Origin of the sequence: Pseudarthrobacter sp. NPDC058329, assembly GCF_042879835.1 — a bacterium.
Lineage (GTDB): Bacteria > Actinomycetota > Actinomycetes > Actinomycetales > Micrococcaceae > Arthrobacter.
Map to the genome: position 1 here is coordinate 298242 of NZ_JBHVZR010000002.1, position 14204 is coordinate 312445.

Annotated in this window: 11 protein-coding genes, 1 tRNA gene and 1 pseudogene; 9 read left to right on the forward strand and 4 right to left on the reverse strand. The window is 65.8% G+C overall.

Annotated features, from left to right (window positions below):
* Positions 1 to 111 precede the first annotated feature (111 nt).
* From ACFVYC_RS05865 to ACFVYC_RS05875, 3 genes are all read left to right on the forward strand, one after another.
* Positions 112 to 1236: a PmoA family protein gene (locus tag ACFVYC_RS05865; RefSeq protein WP_387547830.1), complete on the forward strand. Its 1125-nt coding sequence runs from the start codon at positions 112 to 114 to the stop codon at positions 1234 to 1236.
* 139 nt (positions 1237 to 1375) lie between these two features.
* Positions 1376 to 1858 carry a cation:proton antiporter regulatory subunit gene (locus ACFVYC_RS05870; RefSeq protein ID WP_387547832.1) on the forward strand — a complete coding sequence of 161 codons (483 nt, stop codon included), beginning with the start codon at positions 1376 to 1378 and terminating at the stop codon, positions 1856 to 1858.
* A gap of 5 nt (positions 1859 to 1863) precedes the next feature.
* Positions 1864 to 3045, forward strand: coding sequence for a cation:proton antiporter (locus ACFVYC_RS05875; protein ID WP_387547834.1), 1182 nt, complete (start codon positions 1864 to 1866; stop codon positions 3043 to 3045).
* Between the two features lie 20 nt (positions 3046 to 3065).
* Here ACFVYC_RS05875 and dcd read toward each other — a convergent pair whose 3' ends face one another.
* On the reverse strand, positions 3066 to 3641 hold the full coding sequence (dcd, locus tag ACFVYC_RS05880; RefSeq protein ID WP_387547836.1) for a dCTP deaminase: 576 nt from the start codon (positions 3639 to 3641) through the stop codon (positions 3066 to 3068).
* A gap of 133 nt (positions 3642 to 3774) precedes the next feature.
* On the opposite strand from dcd, the gene ACFVYC_RS05885 reads away from it, so the two are divergent.
* Positions 3775 to 5514: a CAP domain-containing protein gene (locus ACFVYC_RS05885; RefSeq protein ID WP_387547839.1), complete on the forward strand. Its 1740-nt coding sequence runs from the start codon at positions 3775 to 3777 to the stop codon at positions 5512 to 5514.
* Positions 5515 to 5518: 4 nt separating this feature from the next.
* Here ACFVYC_RS05885 and ACFVYC_RS05890 read toward each other — a convergent pair whose 3' ends face one another.
* A complete protein-coding gene (locus tag ACFVYC_RS05890; RefSeq protein WP_387547841.1) occupies positions 5519 to 5980 on the reverse strand; it encodes an SRPBCC family protein in 462 nt (153 codons plus the stop codon).
* A gap of 233 nt (positions 5981 to 6213) precedes the next feature.
* On the opposite strand from ACFVYC_RS05890, the gene ACFVYC_RS05895 reads away from it, so the two are divergent.
* From ACFVYC_RS05895 to ACFVYC_RS05905, 3 genes and pseudogenes are all read left to right on the forward strand, one after another.
* A tRNA-Gly gene (locus tag ACFVYC_RS05895) sits at positions 6214 to 6287 on the forward strand.
* A 103-nt stretch (positions 6288 to 6390) separates the two neighbouring features.
* Positions 6391 to 6531 (forward strand): hypothetical protein, encoded by a 141-nt coding sequence (locus ACFVYC_RS05900; protein WP_387547843.1) that lies wholly within the window; start codon positions 6391 to 6393, stop codon positions 6529 to 6531.
* Positions 6528 to 7680 (forward strand): annotated as a pseudogene (locus ACFVYC_RS05905) (N(5)-(carboxyethyl)ornithine synthase). The gene ACFVYC_RS05900 and the pseudogene ACFVYC_RS05905 overlap by 4 nt, the downstream one beginning before the upstream one ends.
* Here ACFVYC_RS05905 and ACFVYC_RS05910 read toward each other — a convergent pair.
* Entirely contained in the window at positions 7665 to 9074 is a 1410-nt protein-coding gene (locus tag ACFVYC_RS05910) for an MFS transporter (RefSeq protein ID WP_387547846.1), read from the reverse strand. The pseudogene ACFVYC_RS05905 and the gene ACFVYC_RS05910 overlap by 16 nt on opposite strands.
* A 144-nt stretch (positions 9075 to 9218) precedes the next feature.
* On the opposite strand from ACFVYC_RS05910, the gene ACFVYC_RS05915 reads away from it, so the two are divergent.
* Both ACFVYC_RS05915 and ACFVYC_RS05920 read left to right on the forward strand, forming a co-directional pair.
* Positions 9219 to 10073: a LysR family transcriptional regulator gene (locus ACFVYC_RS05915; RefSeq protein WP_307093520.1), complete on the forward strand. Its 855-nt coding sequence runs from the start codon at positions 9219 to 9221 to the stop codon at positions 10071 to 10073.
* 168 nt (positions 10074 to 10241) lie between these two features.
* Positions 10242 to 10559 carry a hypothetical protein gene (locus ACFVYC_RS05920; RefSeq protein ID WP_387547848.1) on the forward strand — a complete coding sequence of 106 codons (318 nt, stop codon included), beginning with the start codon at positions 10242 to 10244 and terminating at the stop codon, positions 10557 to 10559.
* A gap of 87 nt (positions 10560 to 10646) precedes the next feature.
* On the opposite strand, the gene ACFVYC_RS05925 is transcribed toward ACFVYC_RS05920, so the two are convergent.
* Complete coding sequence (locus ACFVYC_RS05925; protein WP_387547850.1) at positions 10647 to 14150, reverse strand: proline dehydrogenase family protein; 3504 nt, start codon at positions 14148 to 14150, stop codon at positions 10647 to 10649.
* Positions 14151 to 14204: the final 54 nt, after the last annotated feature.

Below are 14204 nucleotides of genomic sequence, written 5' to 3' on the forward strand. Positions count from 1 at the left end.
GTCGTCCTGCCCGCGGACCATCACTACAAGGTGTTGACCCGCCCCTGATGTCGCTCACATACTAGTGGGGATCGAATTCTTGAATCCTTTCAATGACGAGGAGCCCCACCGATGGAGCAGGCCCCGAACCGCCCGCGCGCAGGAATCTTCGGCAAGGGCGGCATTGTCCACGCCCACGCAGAAGCCCCCGAATCCGCGGGCGCAGGGTTCGCCGCCGCCGTGGACATAGACGCAGGCCGCCCCGCAGCATTTGCGGCGAAGATGGGCGAAGAGCCACGCATGAGCAACACCCCCGCATCCTCCGCCAGTCCCTTCAGCTGGGTTGATGACGGCGCCGCCGTAACAGTCTCCCTGGACGGCGCGCCCGTCCTGACCTATACCTACGCCGCAGACGATCCCCAGGCGGAGTCACCCCGGCCCTATTTCCATCCGGTCCGGACGCGCGCCGGCGACCTCGTCAGCGCCTACCGCCCGCACGACCACGTGTGGCACAAGGGCATTGCGTGGTCGCTGCCGCACCTCGGGCCGGACAACTTCTGGGGCGGGCCCAGCTACCGCCGCGGCCAGGACTATCAGTGGCTGCCCAACAACGGTGCCATGCGGCATGGCGAGGTTCGCCAGGCAGCGGACGACGACGGCAGGTTCAGTTTCGCCCACACGCTGCAGTGGATCACGCAGGCGGGGTCCCGCGTGGTTGAGGAGGAACGGACCTTCCAGGTAGTGCCGGGCGAAGACGCCAGCTACACCCTGGTCTTCGACTCAGCGATGACCAATGTCTCCGGGGAGGACATCCACATCGGGTCTCCCACCACCGAGGGGCGGGACAACGCCGGTTACGGCGGGCTGTTCTGGCGCGGGCCCAGGTCCTTCACCGGCGGAGCGATCATCGGCCCGGGCGGGGCGTCGGGCGAGGAGCTTCGCGGCCGGCGTTCCCCGTGGCTGTCGTTCGTGGGCCAGCACGATGAAACCTGCCGCTTCTCCACCGTTGTTATGGTCGACGACCCGCTAAGCGTCCACCCCCAGCCGGAGTGGTTTGCCCGGTCCGAGCCGTTCGCCTGCATGGGCCCGGCGCCCTTCTTCAGCCAGGAAGTCCTGTTTCCTGCCGGCTCCACGTTGCGCTACCGGTACGGGGTGGTCATCGCGGACGGTGACTCGGACGCAGGCCGGGCTGAAACACTGGCCACGGCCGCGCGCGGCGTTCTGGCCGGTGCGTCTGCGGCCAGGGCAGGCCGGTGAACACACCTGCCGCGGTTCCCGGCTTTCCCGGCGGCACCGGCGTGAGCAGCCTGCGGGTCTACGACTAAGAGGCCGCTGACGGTCCTGCGGAAATCCCCGGGCCAGCCCCAAGCGGGTCGCGGCAGACTAGGCTTAACTCATGAACGTGGATGAGACGGACCTTCCGGGCCTCGGCCGGCGGAAGGATTTTATGACAGCCTCCGGTCGCCGTATCGGCGTTGTGGAGCTGCGGGAAGGCCAGACGGAGCTTATTGTCTCCACCTGGGACGATCCCGATACCTGCCAGGCTTCGATTCCCCTGACCGGGGACGAGGCTGCAACCCTCGGAAACCTCCTGGGCGGGCAGCACCTTGCCATGAAGCTGACGGAAGAACACAAAGATGTTCCCGGTATCGTCACGCGGCAATTCTCGATCGCACCCGACTCCCCGTTCCAGAACCAGCCTATGGGGAAGGCCTGCATCCGCACCCGCTGCGGCGTTTCGATTGTGGCCATCATGCGTGAAGGCGAGGTGCTTCCCTCGCCGGGACCCGACGTCGTCCTTCACACCGGCGACCTGCTGGTGGCCGTTGGCACCCTGGAAGGCCTCGACTCGACGGCCGATATCCTGCGTCACGGATAAACGCGATGGACCCGCTGGCCCTGACCCTCATCGAACTGGGGGCCGTTGTGTTCTGCCTTGGCCTGCTGGCCAGGCTGGCCGGACGGATCGGAATGTCGCCCATCCCGCTGTACCTGTTGGGCGGCCTTGCCTTTGGGGCCGGCGGGATTGTCAAGCTCGAAGGTATGCATGAGTTTGCACATCTCTCCGGGGAAATCGGCGTTATCCTGCTACTGCTTATGCTCGGACTGGAATATACAGCCGCCGAGCTTTTTACCGGGCTCCGCCGCTCCTGGCAGGCGGGCGTGCTGGACCTGGTCCTGAACTTCCTGCCCGGCGCAGGCCTTGCCCTGCTGCTGGGGTGGGGCGGGGTGGGCGCCATGGTGCTGGGCGGGGTCACCTACATTTCGTCGTCGGGAATCGCAGCCAAGGTCATCACCGACCTGGGCCGGCTGGGCAACCGCGAAACCCCCGTGGTGCTGTCCATCCTGGTCTTTGAGGACCTCGCGATGGCTGTCTACCTGCCCATCCTCACCGCAGTCCTGGCCGGGGTGAGCTTCCTCGGCGGACTGACCACCGTGGGGGTCGCGCTGGCAGTGGTGAGCCTGGTCCTGATGGTCGCACTGCGTCACGGGCACCGGGTCTCCAAAGCCGTGCACAGCGAGAACTCCGAGGTATTCCTGCTGAACGTGCTGGGCGCCGCGCTGCTGGTGGCCGGCCTGGCTTCAGCCATGCAGGTGTCCGCGGCGGTGGGGGCCTTTATGCTTGGCATCGCCATCTCCGGTGCCACCGCCCACAACGCCACCCGCATCCTGGAACCGTTGAGGGACCTGTTTGCCGCCATCTTTTTTGTGGCGTTCGGGCTTAATACGGACCCATCGTCCATTCCCCCGGTACTTGGCTGGGCCCTCGTGCTCGCCCTCATCACGGCAGCCACCAAGATGGCAACCGGAATCTGGGCGGCACAGCGCGTCGGCATCGCACGTCCTGGCCGTTTTCGGGCCGGAGCCACGCTGATAGCCCGCGGCGAATTCTCGATTGTCATCGCCGGGCTGGCCCTGGCCTCGGGGGCAATTCCTGATGAACTGGCCGCGCTGGCCACGGCCTATGTGCTGATCATGGCCGTGGTGGGTCCGCTGGCGGCACGCTACGTGGAACCGCTGGTGAAGGCCGTACTGCCCCCTGCCGGGGTTGCGGCGCAAGCCTGAACAGCGGGTGTCCTGACGGCTTAGATGGATGTGCGGTGGAAGTTCAGGTGGCTGCGGCTGGCCGTGGGCCCGCGCTGGCCCTGATAGCGGTTGCCGTAGTCGCCCTGGCCGTAGGGGTACGCGGCCGCGGACGTCAGGCGGAAGAAGCACAACTGGCCGATCTTCATGCCTGGCCACAGTTTGATGGGCAGCGTTGCCATGTTCGAAAGTTCCAGGGTCACATGGCCGGAGAAGCCTGGGTCGATGAAACCCGCCGTGGAGTGCGTCAGCAGCCCCAACCGGCCAAGGGATGACTTGCCTTCCAGCCGCGCGGCAATGTCATCCGGGAGCGTAACGGTCTCATAGGTGGATCCGAGGACGAACTCGCCCGGATGCAGGATAAAGGGCTCGTCCTGCTCCACTTCGACCAGGCGGGTCAGTTCCGGCTGCTCCTCCGCGGGATCGATGTGCGCGTACTTGTGGTTGTCGAACAGACGGAAGAACTTATCGATCCGGACGTCCACCGACGACGGCTGGACCATCGCAGGATCGTAGGGTTCCAGCACGATCCGCTGGGAGTCTATTTCGGCACGAATATCGCGGTCAGAGATCAGCACCGTCCCAAATTACCGTATTGGTTATCCACAGCCGCATTCTTTCGTTGTTCCTGTGATCTGGTGGGGCTAGTGTTGCCTCAGTGATTCAGGCGCCGGATGGTCTCCCGGATGGCCCAACAGAGCTGGGGATGTTGTGAATAAATTGGTCGCGCCCTCTTTTATTGGCGTGCTCTGCGCATTGGCGCTGGTTTCCTCGTCCGCGGGGACAGCGCCCTTGCCGGTCGCGGCGGGCCAGACGGCGGGTGCGGCGGGCCAGACGGCGGGTGCGGCGGGCCCGGGCAGCGTCATCCTGGCTCCTGCGGGCGTGAACGACGATGGCGGCGCTTCCGTCAGCGACAGCTCGGCCGCGTCCGGGCTCACCCCCGCCGTGGAACCAGACATCCGCCCGGCGTCGCCTGCATCACCGGCTGCGACGGCGGCAGCGGTTGCGCAACCTGCCGCCGCGATTCCGCCGGCAGATGCCCTCCCTGAAGCGGCGGCCACTCCTGCCGCAGAAGCCGCGGATCCGGAAGTTCCCTGGATTCCGCCACTCTGGGCACCTGACCAGGAACTCGCCTCGCCGCCTGCCCAGCGCCCGGCGGCCCCGGAAACCGCTGCTGCCTTGCCCGCGTCGGAGGCACTGGTTCCGGACAACAATGCGGCGGCAATCCTCACCGTCTTCAACAGAATCAATGAGTACCGGGTGTCCAAGGGCTTGAACCCCGTGAAGTACCACCCCACAGTGGCAGGGTTGGCGCAGGAATGGTCCAACAGCATTGCCTCCCGGGAAGTCATCGAGCACCGGGCCAGTTTCTGGACGGACGCGCGGGCCATGAATCCCAACAATGGCGCCGGTGAGGTCATTGCCATCCGCACGGACAGGGACGCCGCCCAGCTGGTGGAGTGGTGGAAGGGTTCCCCCGGCCACAACGCGATGCTGATCGATCCGCGCTTCAACGTTATGGGCGCCGGAATCTCCTACACCAACAGCCAGTACACCATCTGGGGCGTGGTGAACTTCTTTGGCTACACCACGCTCCCGGCCGGCACCCTCAACTCCCCCGGCGGCACAGGGTCAGGGGATCCCTTCCCACTGCCCCCGCCTACTGTGTGCGATCCGCCGGCCAAGCACATGCCGCCAACGCTGGACCTCTCGGCAGCAGCCATCAAGGGGCCGGGCGACCTCGTGACCGTAGACTCCGCCGGACAACTCCTGGCACGCGCTTCAACCGGCGTACGCACGTACGCGGCGGCCAGGCCCATAGGGTCAGGCTTCGCAGGAGCCAAGGAAGTCTTCACTACCGACTGGGACCGGGACGGCGCCTACGACGTCCTGACGCAATGGAACAGTGGCACGCTCACCCTGCACCGGGGCCTGCCCGGCGGCGGGTTCCTTGCCCCTGCCACCCTCGGGAGCGGCGGATGGGAAACACTGACGCTTGCAGTGGGCGGCTGGTGCGCCAACAATCGGCTCCCCCAGCTCCTTGCCCTGGACGGAGCTGGAAACCTTTACCTATATCCCAACAAAGGGCTGGGCGATCTCTCCAACCGCGCAACGGTCGGCAACATCGGCACCGCCCGCAAATTGTCCATGGTGGATTACGACGCCGACGGGTTCCAGGACATCCTGGCAGTAAGGACGGACGGCTCTGTCCAGCTCCAACGCGGCTGGGGTACCACCGCCCTGCGCGCGGAGGCGCGGGCTACCGTGGCCACCGGCTGGGCTGATGTTACGGGCATTCGGCCGCTGCGGGACGTCACCGCCCTCAACTCCACAGGACTGGCGCTCCGTCGAAGTTCGGACGTGGTGCAGTACTGGGACCTGACCGCCGGAAGCCTCGCGTCGCCGTCGAACATTCCGGGTCCGTGGGCGGGGCAGCGGCTGGCACAGTAAGGGCCTAGGCGGCCGGCTGAAGCTCCATAACGTCCTCAAGGCGGTCCAGCTGGGCCACCTCAGAGCTGAGGTTCCGCTGGGACATCCTGCTCAGGAACCCGAGCCTGTGCAGGAAACCGAACCGGCCCTCCGGCCAGAATTCGAGGGCAAAGCGGACGCGGGTTCCCGAGGCTTCGGAGCTGAGGTAGTAACCGCCGACGCGCTGGCCCAGGCCGGAGGCGACCCGGAACTGGATTTCCGCCCCCGGCCTTGCCTCGGTAATTTCCAGGTCGGCCGGAATGCTCAGCCCGGAGCGTCCTGCCACCATTTTCCTGTACACAGCGCCCTTGGCCGCGGCGGACCCTTTGAGCAGCTTGACGCTGCGGACCCCGTCACGCCAGGACGGAAGGTTCGTGGCGTCAAGCAGGTACAGGTAGACAGCCATGGCATCGCGCTGGATGAGGACCTCATGCTCTGCGAATGCCATCGGGATCTTTCATGGTTGACGTCTGCCTTCCAGCAGCTGCACCCCCCGGCACCGCAGCTACCCGGATCAGGTTAGCCCGTGCTCCCCCGCCGCTGCCTAACCAGCACCCGGTACGTTATTGAAGAGTTATTGGATGACGCCGCATTGACCTGACACGGCAGCCCGGGCCACCGCTTGGGCGGCCCACTCCCACAACTGCGCTAAGCTATGTTCTGCCCCTGAAACGGGGCGATGCGGCTGTAGCTCAATGGTAGAGCGCTAGCTTCCCAAGCTTGATACGCGGGTTCGATTCCCGTCAGCCGCTCCACGAGTGCAGCGGACAGACGCACCTGGCACCCCCCGGGCTCATTAGGTACCGGCGTGTAGGGTCAGAGGTCAGGAACCTCTTCGGTTCCGCTACAGGAGCATTCATGGCTGACAAGTCCCCGCGTCAAACAGCATCCGTTAAGTCCGTAAAGTCCATCAAGGAAAAGCGCGCAGACAAGAGGGCCGCCTCAGCGCCGGCCAGCTCCTTGGACGCTGCGTCCGGCAAGGCCGCCAAGAAGAAGTGACCAGCTCCGGGAACAAACTGACCCTAGGAGTCCTGGCCTCCACCCGCAAGCCTGCCGAACGCAGGCTCCCCATCCACCCGCTGCATTTTGAGCGCATCGCGCCGGAAATCCGCCAGCACATCGTGCTGGAGCAGGGCTACGGCGAACGCTTCGGCGTATCCGATGAGTTCCTCTCAGGTCTGGTGGGCCGGATGGCGGGCCGGGAGAGTGCTGGCGGAGGCCGACGTCGTACTCCTGCCCAAGCCGCAGCCGGCGGATCTGGCCGAGCTAAGGGACGGTCAGGTCCTCTGGGGCTGGCCGCACTGCGTCCAGGACCGCTCCATCACCCAACTGGCCATTGACAAGAGGCTGACGCTGATCGCCTTCGAGGCCATGAACCATTGGGCAAGTGATGGCGGTTTTGGCCTGCACGTTTTCCATAAGAACAACGAGCTCGCCGGGTACTGCTCGGTACTGCACGCCTTGGCGCTGACCGGTTCAACCGGTGACTACGGACGGCGGCTCAGCGCGGTGGTAATCGGTTTCGGGGCTACAGCCCGCGGGGCCGTCACCGCACTCAACGCGCACGGTGTCCACGACGTGCAGGTGCTCACCAACCGCGGGGTCGCCGCCGTCGGCGCCCCCATCCATTCGGTCAATATCGTCCAGTTTGATCACGACGACGAAGCGCCCTTCCTGAGCCAGGTCATCACCGAGCGGGGCAGGGTTCCGCTGGCACCCTTCCTGGCCGAGAGCGACATCGTGGTCAACTGCACGCTGCAGGACCCGAATAATCCGCTGACTTACCTGCAGACGGAGGACCTTGCCGCCTTCAGGCCGGGAAGCCTGATCGTGGACGTTTCCTGTGACGAGGGAATGGGTTTCAGCTGGGCGAGGTCCACCACGTTCGCGGATCCCATGTTCGCCGTCGGTGACCACATCAACTACTACGCGGTGGACCACAGCCCGTCCTACCTCTGGAACTCTTCCACCTGGGAGATCAGCCAGGCTTTGCTCCCGTTCCTGGCAACAGTCATCGATGGCCCGGAGGCGTGGGCGGCGAACGACACCGTTGCCCGGGCCATCGAGATCCGCGACGGCGTAATCCGCAACGAGGACGTCCTCGAGTTCCAGAAGCGCGAAGAGGCCTACCCTCACCTGCCCGCGTAGGCCACTTCGGTGCAGGCCGCCGTCGCCCGACTGACGATGCGCACGGGGTGACGGCGGTCCTTGAGGCTGACCCTGAGCTGCAGCGACCCCTTCCGGGCCAGGACGACGGCGACGGTCAGGGCAGCGAGGGCAGGCACTCCCCCGGCCACCAGCAAGGCGGTGTGGGGGCTGGCGTGCTCCGAAAGCCAGCCAAGCATCGGCCCGCCTATTGCCTGGCCGCCGATCAGCACCATGATGTACAGGCTCATGACCCGGCCCCGGACACTCATGTTCGAGCTCACCTGGACAAGCTGGTTGGAACCGGTGAGGAACATCAGGCACCAGAACCCGGACAGCACCATCACCGCTCCGAACACCGGCATGGACGGTGCCAGGGCCGCGAGGCAGAGCATGACTCCGTACATACCGGCGCAGAACACCACGGAGCGGAGCCTCAACTGCCGGCGCCGGGTGGACGCCACTGCTCCCGCCAGTGCGCCGAGCGCCACGAGCGCATTCAGCAACCCGTAGCCTCCGGCTCCGACGTCGAAGACGTGGTCAGCAAACGCGGCCAGCACCACCGGCAGGCTCATCGCGAATACCGCGATGAACCCGGCCATCAGCCATGGCCAGTAGATGGTGGGCTTGCTGAGGGCGTAGCGAAGTCCCTCGCGCAGCATGCCCTTGCTCTTGCGGGCAGGGGTGCTGACGAACAGATGGTCTTTCCGCAGGCTCAGGAGCATCACCACCGTTGAACAACAGGCGACGGCGTTGCCGGCGAATGCCCACCCCGCCCCTACTGCGGTGATCAGCCAGCCGGCGAGGGCGGGACCGATCAGGCCACCCAGCTGGAATGTGGTGGAGTTAACGCTGATCGCATTGCGCAGGTATTTCGGCCCCACCAGTTCGTTGACGAACACCTGCCGTGCCGGCTGGTCCAGCACCGTAACCAGGCCGAGGACCAGGGCGATGAGGTAGACGTGCCAGACTTCGACGGCGCCGCTCAGTGCAAGTACCGCGAGCGCTGCGGCCAGAACCGCGGCCATGCTTTGGCACAGGATCAGGATCTTCCGTTTGGCGAACCTGTCCGCCACCATCCCGCCCCAGGGTCCAAGCAGCAGGGAAGGCAGGAACTGCAGTGCCACGGTGATCCCCACGGCAGTCACGGACCCGGAAAGCTGCAGGACCATCCAGTCCTGGGCAATGCGCTGCATCCAGATGGCCACAACGGCAATAAAGTGCCCAACAGCGAAGATCCGGAAATTGGGGACCTTCAGGGAAATGAAGGTGTGCTTCCACAAAAGGCGTTCAGGGACGACGGCGAGGGGCTGGGTCTGGTTGCCCGGCGGTGAGGAGCCGGCTGAGTCGATGACGGGCTGGGTGACAGTTGCCGATGAAGGCGGTGGGGGTGCCACAGGAGTGTCCTCAAATTGCGGTCGGTCCGGGATGTGGTTAACGCTAGGCTGGGTCCAGGCGATTATGGAGACGTATTGTGCCTATAACTCGTATTGCGAAGCGCAATACCAACGATGCCCGCACCTTTGCCACTGGAGGGGAAAGTGTTTGAACCAGCCCAGCTGCGCTCCTTCCTCGCGGTCGCCGAAACGCTCAGCTTCACCAAGGCTGCTGAGCGGCTGGGCCTTGCCCAGCCCACCATCAGCCAGCATGTCCGCAAGCTGGAAACGGCCGCCAAGCGGGTGCTCATCACCAGGGATACCCGCGACGTCCGGCTGACGGACAACGGTGACGCGATGGCGGGGTTCGCCAGGAATATCCTCTCGGCCCATGACGCCGCGGCGCGGTACTTCTCCGGCTCTGCCATGCGTGGACGGCTGCGGTTCGGCACCGCTGATGACCTCGCCATCACTGGCCTCCCACGCATCCTTCGCGAGTTCCGCCAGATCTATCCGCAGATCAACCTGGAGCTGACAGTTGGCCAGAGCGACCAGCTCTACCGGAAGCTCAATGCCGGCCAGCTGGACCTCGTGTTCGTAAAATGGGTGGCCGGGGCCAAGGACGGCACGGTGGTGCAGCACGACTCCTTCTCCTGGGTAGGCCAGGAACAGACAGTCCTGGAACCAGGCGCACCTGTGCCGCTGATCGCCTACCCCTCGCCCAGCCTGAGCCGCAAACTCGCCATCGACGCGCTGGAGTCCCACGGCCGGACCTGGCGCATCACCTGCACCACGCGCCAAATCAGCGGCGTCCTGGCCGCCGTCCGGGCAGGCATCGGGGTCGCGGTTATGCCGTCCTCGCTGGTGCCCGATGACCTCAAGATCATCACCCGGCGTTTCGACCTGCCGGCAGTCGGAGATGTGGATTTCACCCTGATCCGTAACCCTCTGGCCAACTCCGAAGTGATCGACGCGCTGACGCAGTCAATCGTGGGCAGGACCATCAACCGGCCGGCCTAGGAACACGGAACATACCGGGGGTCTGGCCGAGGGAAGACAACCCGTTCTCCATTGAGCCGGAAGGTCCCATAACCTATGCTGGTTTTCCCATGGTCAAGCAGTTGGCCGGTTCTTCAATACGAGCGCGTCCGGCCCTGCAATATTTCCAGCGCTCGGGACAGGCAGCCAATGACGACAGCCAAGAACACCCATCTCAGCACTGCACACGCTCGCCCGCACAACACTGCACGGCCAACAGGCACCCGCCGGTCCGATCTCGGTTCCGGGCTGGCCACCACGGACTCCGGATACGTGGGCAAGCCCACGTGCGACAAGTGCCGCACGGACGAATTCGTTTACCTTGAGTCCTTCATTCCGCCGACGTACCGGCGCGATGGTTCCGTCGCCACTTTGGGCGAAGCCGCCTACACCTGCACCCGCTGCGAGCAGTTTTCCGCCCACAGCGTGCCGGTGACCTGGTCACCGCCGGGTTGGTACCTCGGCTGACGGACAGCCACCCAAGCAGTACCGCAGAAGGCCGGGCAGCCACCGTGATGGTGACTGCCCGGCCTTCGACGTATTGCAGGGAACGGACTAGATCAGGGCGTCCGAGAGGTGGTTCGGTGTGCCGAAACGGTGCGCGGTGATGCTGACGGCCTGCTCGTGAAGGAACGGCAGCAGTTCCACGTGGCCCGCCTCGGTGACCGGGTGTGCGTACACAGCAAGATCTGGGCGGCCGCCCGTCGCCTGCGCCACGGCAGAGGCGTCCCCGCCGATCAGGCGGATCCGTGCCCCCGAAAGCTTGCCGGCGGAAGCGAGCTGGCCGGCAGCAGCCAGCCATTCGCCGTCGGACTCAACCTTGACGTCGATATCCAGTGCGGTGAGGACCGGGCGCAGCTGGGCGGGAAGCCCGACGGCGGTGGATACCGTCAGCTCCGAGCCCGCCAGCACGCCGGCTGCCACGGTCCGGACCAGGTGCGCGAGGGGCGCTCCCTCGGACAGCCGCACCGTCACCGGCAGGCTGCGGTACCGGAGGATGTTGCGCTCTGCGCTGAGGCCGGAGACGTCCCTGGCAGCACCGAATTCTTCGGCCCAGGCCTGGGCGTCCGAGGCCAGGGCCCGCTGGACGGATTCGAGTTCTGCAGGTTCCAGGGCTGAACCGGCGGCATTGATAATCCGCCGGACTCCGGGGTGGCTGACTGTGGCGTCCGCGGTGCTCGTGGCGGCGGTCCAGTCGCCCAGGCCGGCCAGGTAGTTGGGGCCGCCGGCCTTCGTTCCGGCACCGACGGCTGACTTCTTCCAGCCGCCGAAGGGCTGGCGCTGCACGATGGCCCCCGTGATGCCGCGGTTCACGTAGAGGTTTCCGGCCTGGATGCTCTCCAGCCAGACGCCCAGCTCCTCCGAGTTCAGGGAGTGCAGGCCTGCGGTGAGGCCGTACTCGATCTGGTTCTGGATGGCGATGGCCTCTTCCAGCGTCCCGGCGGTCATGACACCCAGCACCGGGCCGAAGAACTCAGTCAGGTGGAAGTAGGAACCGCGCTTGACGCCGTAGCGCACGCCCGGGCTCCAGAGCCGGCCGGAGTCATCGAGCTTCTTCGGCTCCACGGCCCAGTTTTCGCCTTCGCCGAGCGTGGTGAGGGCGTTGAGGAGCTTGCCGTTGGCGGGCTCGATGATCGGTCCCATCTGGCTGGTGGGATCCTCGGGGTAGCCCACTTTCAGGGACGTGACGGCATCGATGAGCTGGTTGTGGAACCGCCTGGACTTGGCCACCGAGCCCACGAGGATCACCAGTGACGCGGCGGAGCACTTCTGGCCGGCGTGGCCGAACGCGGAGTACGCCACGTCCTTGGCTGCGAGGTCCAGGTCGGCGCTGGGGGTGACGATGATGGCGTTCTTGCCGCTGGTCTCGGCCAGTAGCGGCAGGTCCTGGCGGAACGAACGGAACAGCTCTGCGGTCTCGTAACCGCCGGTGAGGATCACGCGGTCAACTGCCGGGTGCGAGATCAACTGCTTGCCGAGTTCCCGCTCGCCGAGCTGGACCATGGTCAGCACGTCGCGGGGCACACCGGCTTCCCAGAGCGCCTCCACCATGACGGCACCGCTGCGGGCGGCCTGCTTGGCGGGCTTGATCACGACGGCGGAGCCGGCGGCGAGTGCCGCAAGGGTGGATCCTGCCGGGATGGCAACCGGGAAGTTCCATGGCGGCGTGACCACGGTGAGCTTCGCCGGGACGAACGTGGCGCCGTCGACCTCGTCCAGCTTCCGCGCGGATTCGGCGTAGTAGTGGGCAAAGTCCACCGCCTCGCTGATCTCGGGGTCGCCCTGGTCGATGGTCTTGCCGGTCTCGCTGGCCATGACCTCGAGAAGGTCGGCGCGGCGTGCCTCCAGGACGTCGCCGGCGCGGTGCAGGATTCCGGCACGCTCGGCGCCGGAGAGCTGCCCCCAGGCCTTGCCCTTGTCCAGCGCGGTCTGGATGACGCGGTTCAGTTCGGCCTCGTCACTGATGCCGGCTGCGGCAACGGACGCGTTGCCGAGCGTCGAGGAGGGGACGCGTCCCAGGATGGCGCGGCCCCAGTCGCGGTTGCCGGGGAGGGACGGGTCGGTGTCCGGAGTGTTCTCGAAACCGCTGTGAGGCATCGGAACCGGCGGCAGGCTGCGGTTCTGCTGCCGGTTGGCTGCCGGAACTGTGTCGTCCAGTTCTGCCAGCGACGCGAGGAAGCGCTGCTTCTCCCGCTCGAAGAGGACCTCATTTTCGCTGAGCTCAAACACAGCGGACATGAAGTTGTCCTGGCTGGCGCCTTCTTCGAGGCGGCGGATGAGGTAGGCGATGGCGACGTCGAATTCAGCCGGGTGCACGACCGGGGTGTAGAGCAGGAGGGAGCCGACGTCCTTCTTGACGGCTTCGGCCTGGCCCTGGGCCATGCCCAGCAGCATCTCGAACTCAATGCCGGATTCCACGCCGCGCTGCTTGGCCAGGAGCCACGCGAAGGCGATGTCGAACAGGTTGTGGCCGGCCACGCCGATCCGGATGTTCCGGATCCGGTCGGGGTGGAGGGAGTAGTTGAGGACGCTCTTGTAGCTGGTGTCGGAGTCCTGCTTGCTGCCCCAGGTGGCCAGCGGCCAGTCGTGCAGCGAGGCTTCCACCTCTTCCATGGGCAGGTTGGCGCCCTTGACCACGCGGACCTTGATGGCCGCACCGCCGCGGGACCGGCGTTCGGCGGCCCAGTCCTGCAGGCGGATCATTGCGGAGAGTGCGTCCGGGAGGTAGGCCTGGAGCACGATGCCGGCCTCGAGATCCTTGAACTCGGGCTTGTCCAGAATCCTGGTGAAGACCGCGATGGTCATGTCCAGGTCCTTGTACTCCTCCATGTCCAGGTTGATGAACTTGGCTTTCTTGCCGTTGCCGGCGAAGGAGGCGGCGCGCTGGAACAGCGGGGTGAGCTTCTCGACGACGTGTTCCACGGCTTCGTCGAAGGCCCAGGCGGAGTGCGGGGCAACGGTGGAGGACACCTTGATGGAGACGTAGTCGACGTCGGGACGGGCCAGCAGGGTGTGTGTGCCTTCGAGCCGGCGGGACGCCTCGTGCTCGCCGAGAACCGCTTCGCCGAGGAGGTTGACGTTGAGCTTGATGCCGTCTTTGCGGATCTTGGCGATCGCCGGGCCCAGCTTGGCTTCGGTGGCGTCCACGATCAGGTGGCCCACCATTTCGCGGAGGACCTTGCGGGCGATGGGGATAACAACCTGCGGCATGACCGGAGCCATGGCGCCCCCCAGCTGGACCGCGCGGCGCATGTACCAGGGCAGGAACGCCGGGACCTTGGGGGACAGGGCGGCGAGGTTGCGTGCGGCGACGTGCAGGTCTTCAGGGCGGACCACGCCGTCCACAAAGCCAACGGTGAAGTCGAGGCCGTTGGGGTCCTTCAGCACACCCGCGAGCTGCTGGGCGGAAGCATCCACGGGAACCTTGGACGCCTCGGTCAGCCAGTGGCGGACCAGGGCTACGGTCTCGTTCGCCAGCGCCTTCGCCTGCGGCACATCGACGTTGACGGTCTGCGCTGCCCCGGACGCAACTCCGGGCTCCATTGCTATGTGGGTCATGGCTTTTCTCGTTCTTTCCTGTGGTTCGAGGAGGTCTTACCAACCAGTATGAGC

Excerpts from the sequence above, each read along its gene's own strand:
- ACFVYC_RS05870 (WP_387547832.1), top strand. The coding sequence starts at position 1,376 with ATGAACGTGGATGAGACGGACCTTCCGGGCCTCGGCCGGCGGAAGGAT.
- ACFVYC_RS05875 (WP_387547834.1), top strand. The coding sequence starts at position 1,864 with ATGGACCCGCTGGCCCTGACCCTCATCGAACTGGGGGCCGTTGTGTTC.
- ACFVYC_RS05865 (WP_387547830.1), top strand. The coding sequence starts at position 112 with ATGGAGCAGGCCCCGAACCGCCCGCGCGCAGGAATCTTCGGCAAGGGC.
- ACFVYC_RS05925 (WP_387547850.1), bottom strand. The coding sequence starts at position 14,150 with ATGACCCACATAGCAATGGAGCCCGGAGTTGCGTCCGGGGCAGCGCAG.
- ACFVYC_RS05900 (WP_387547843.1), top strand. The coding sequence starts at position 6,391 with ATGGCTGACAAGTCCCCGCGTCAAACAGCATCCGTTAAGTCCGTAAAG.
- ACFVYC_RS05890 (WP_387547841.1), bottom strand. The coding sequence starts at position 5,980 with ATGGCATTCGCAGAGCATGAGGTCCTCATCCAGCGCGATGCCATGGCT.
- ACFVYC_RS05920 (WP_387547848.1), top strand. The coding sequence starts at position 10,242 with ATGACGACAGCCAAGAACACCCATCTCAGCACTGCACACGCTCGCCCG.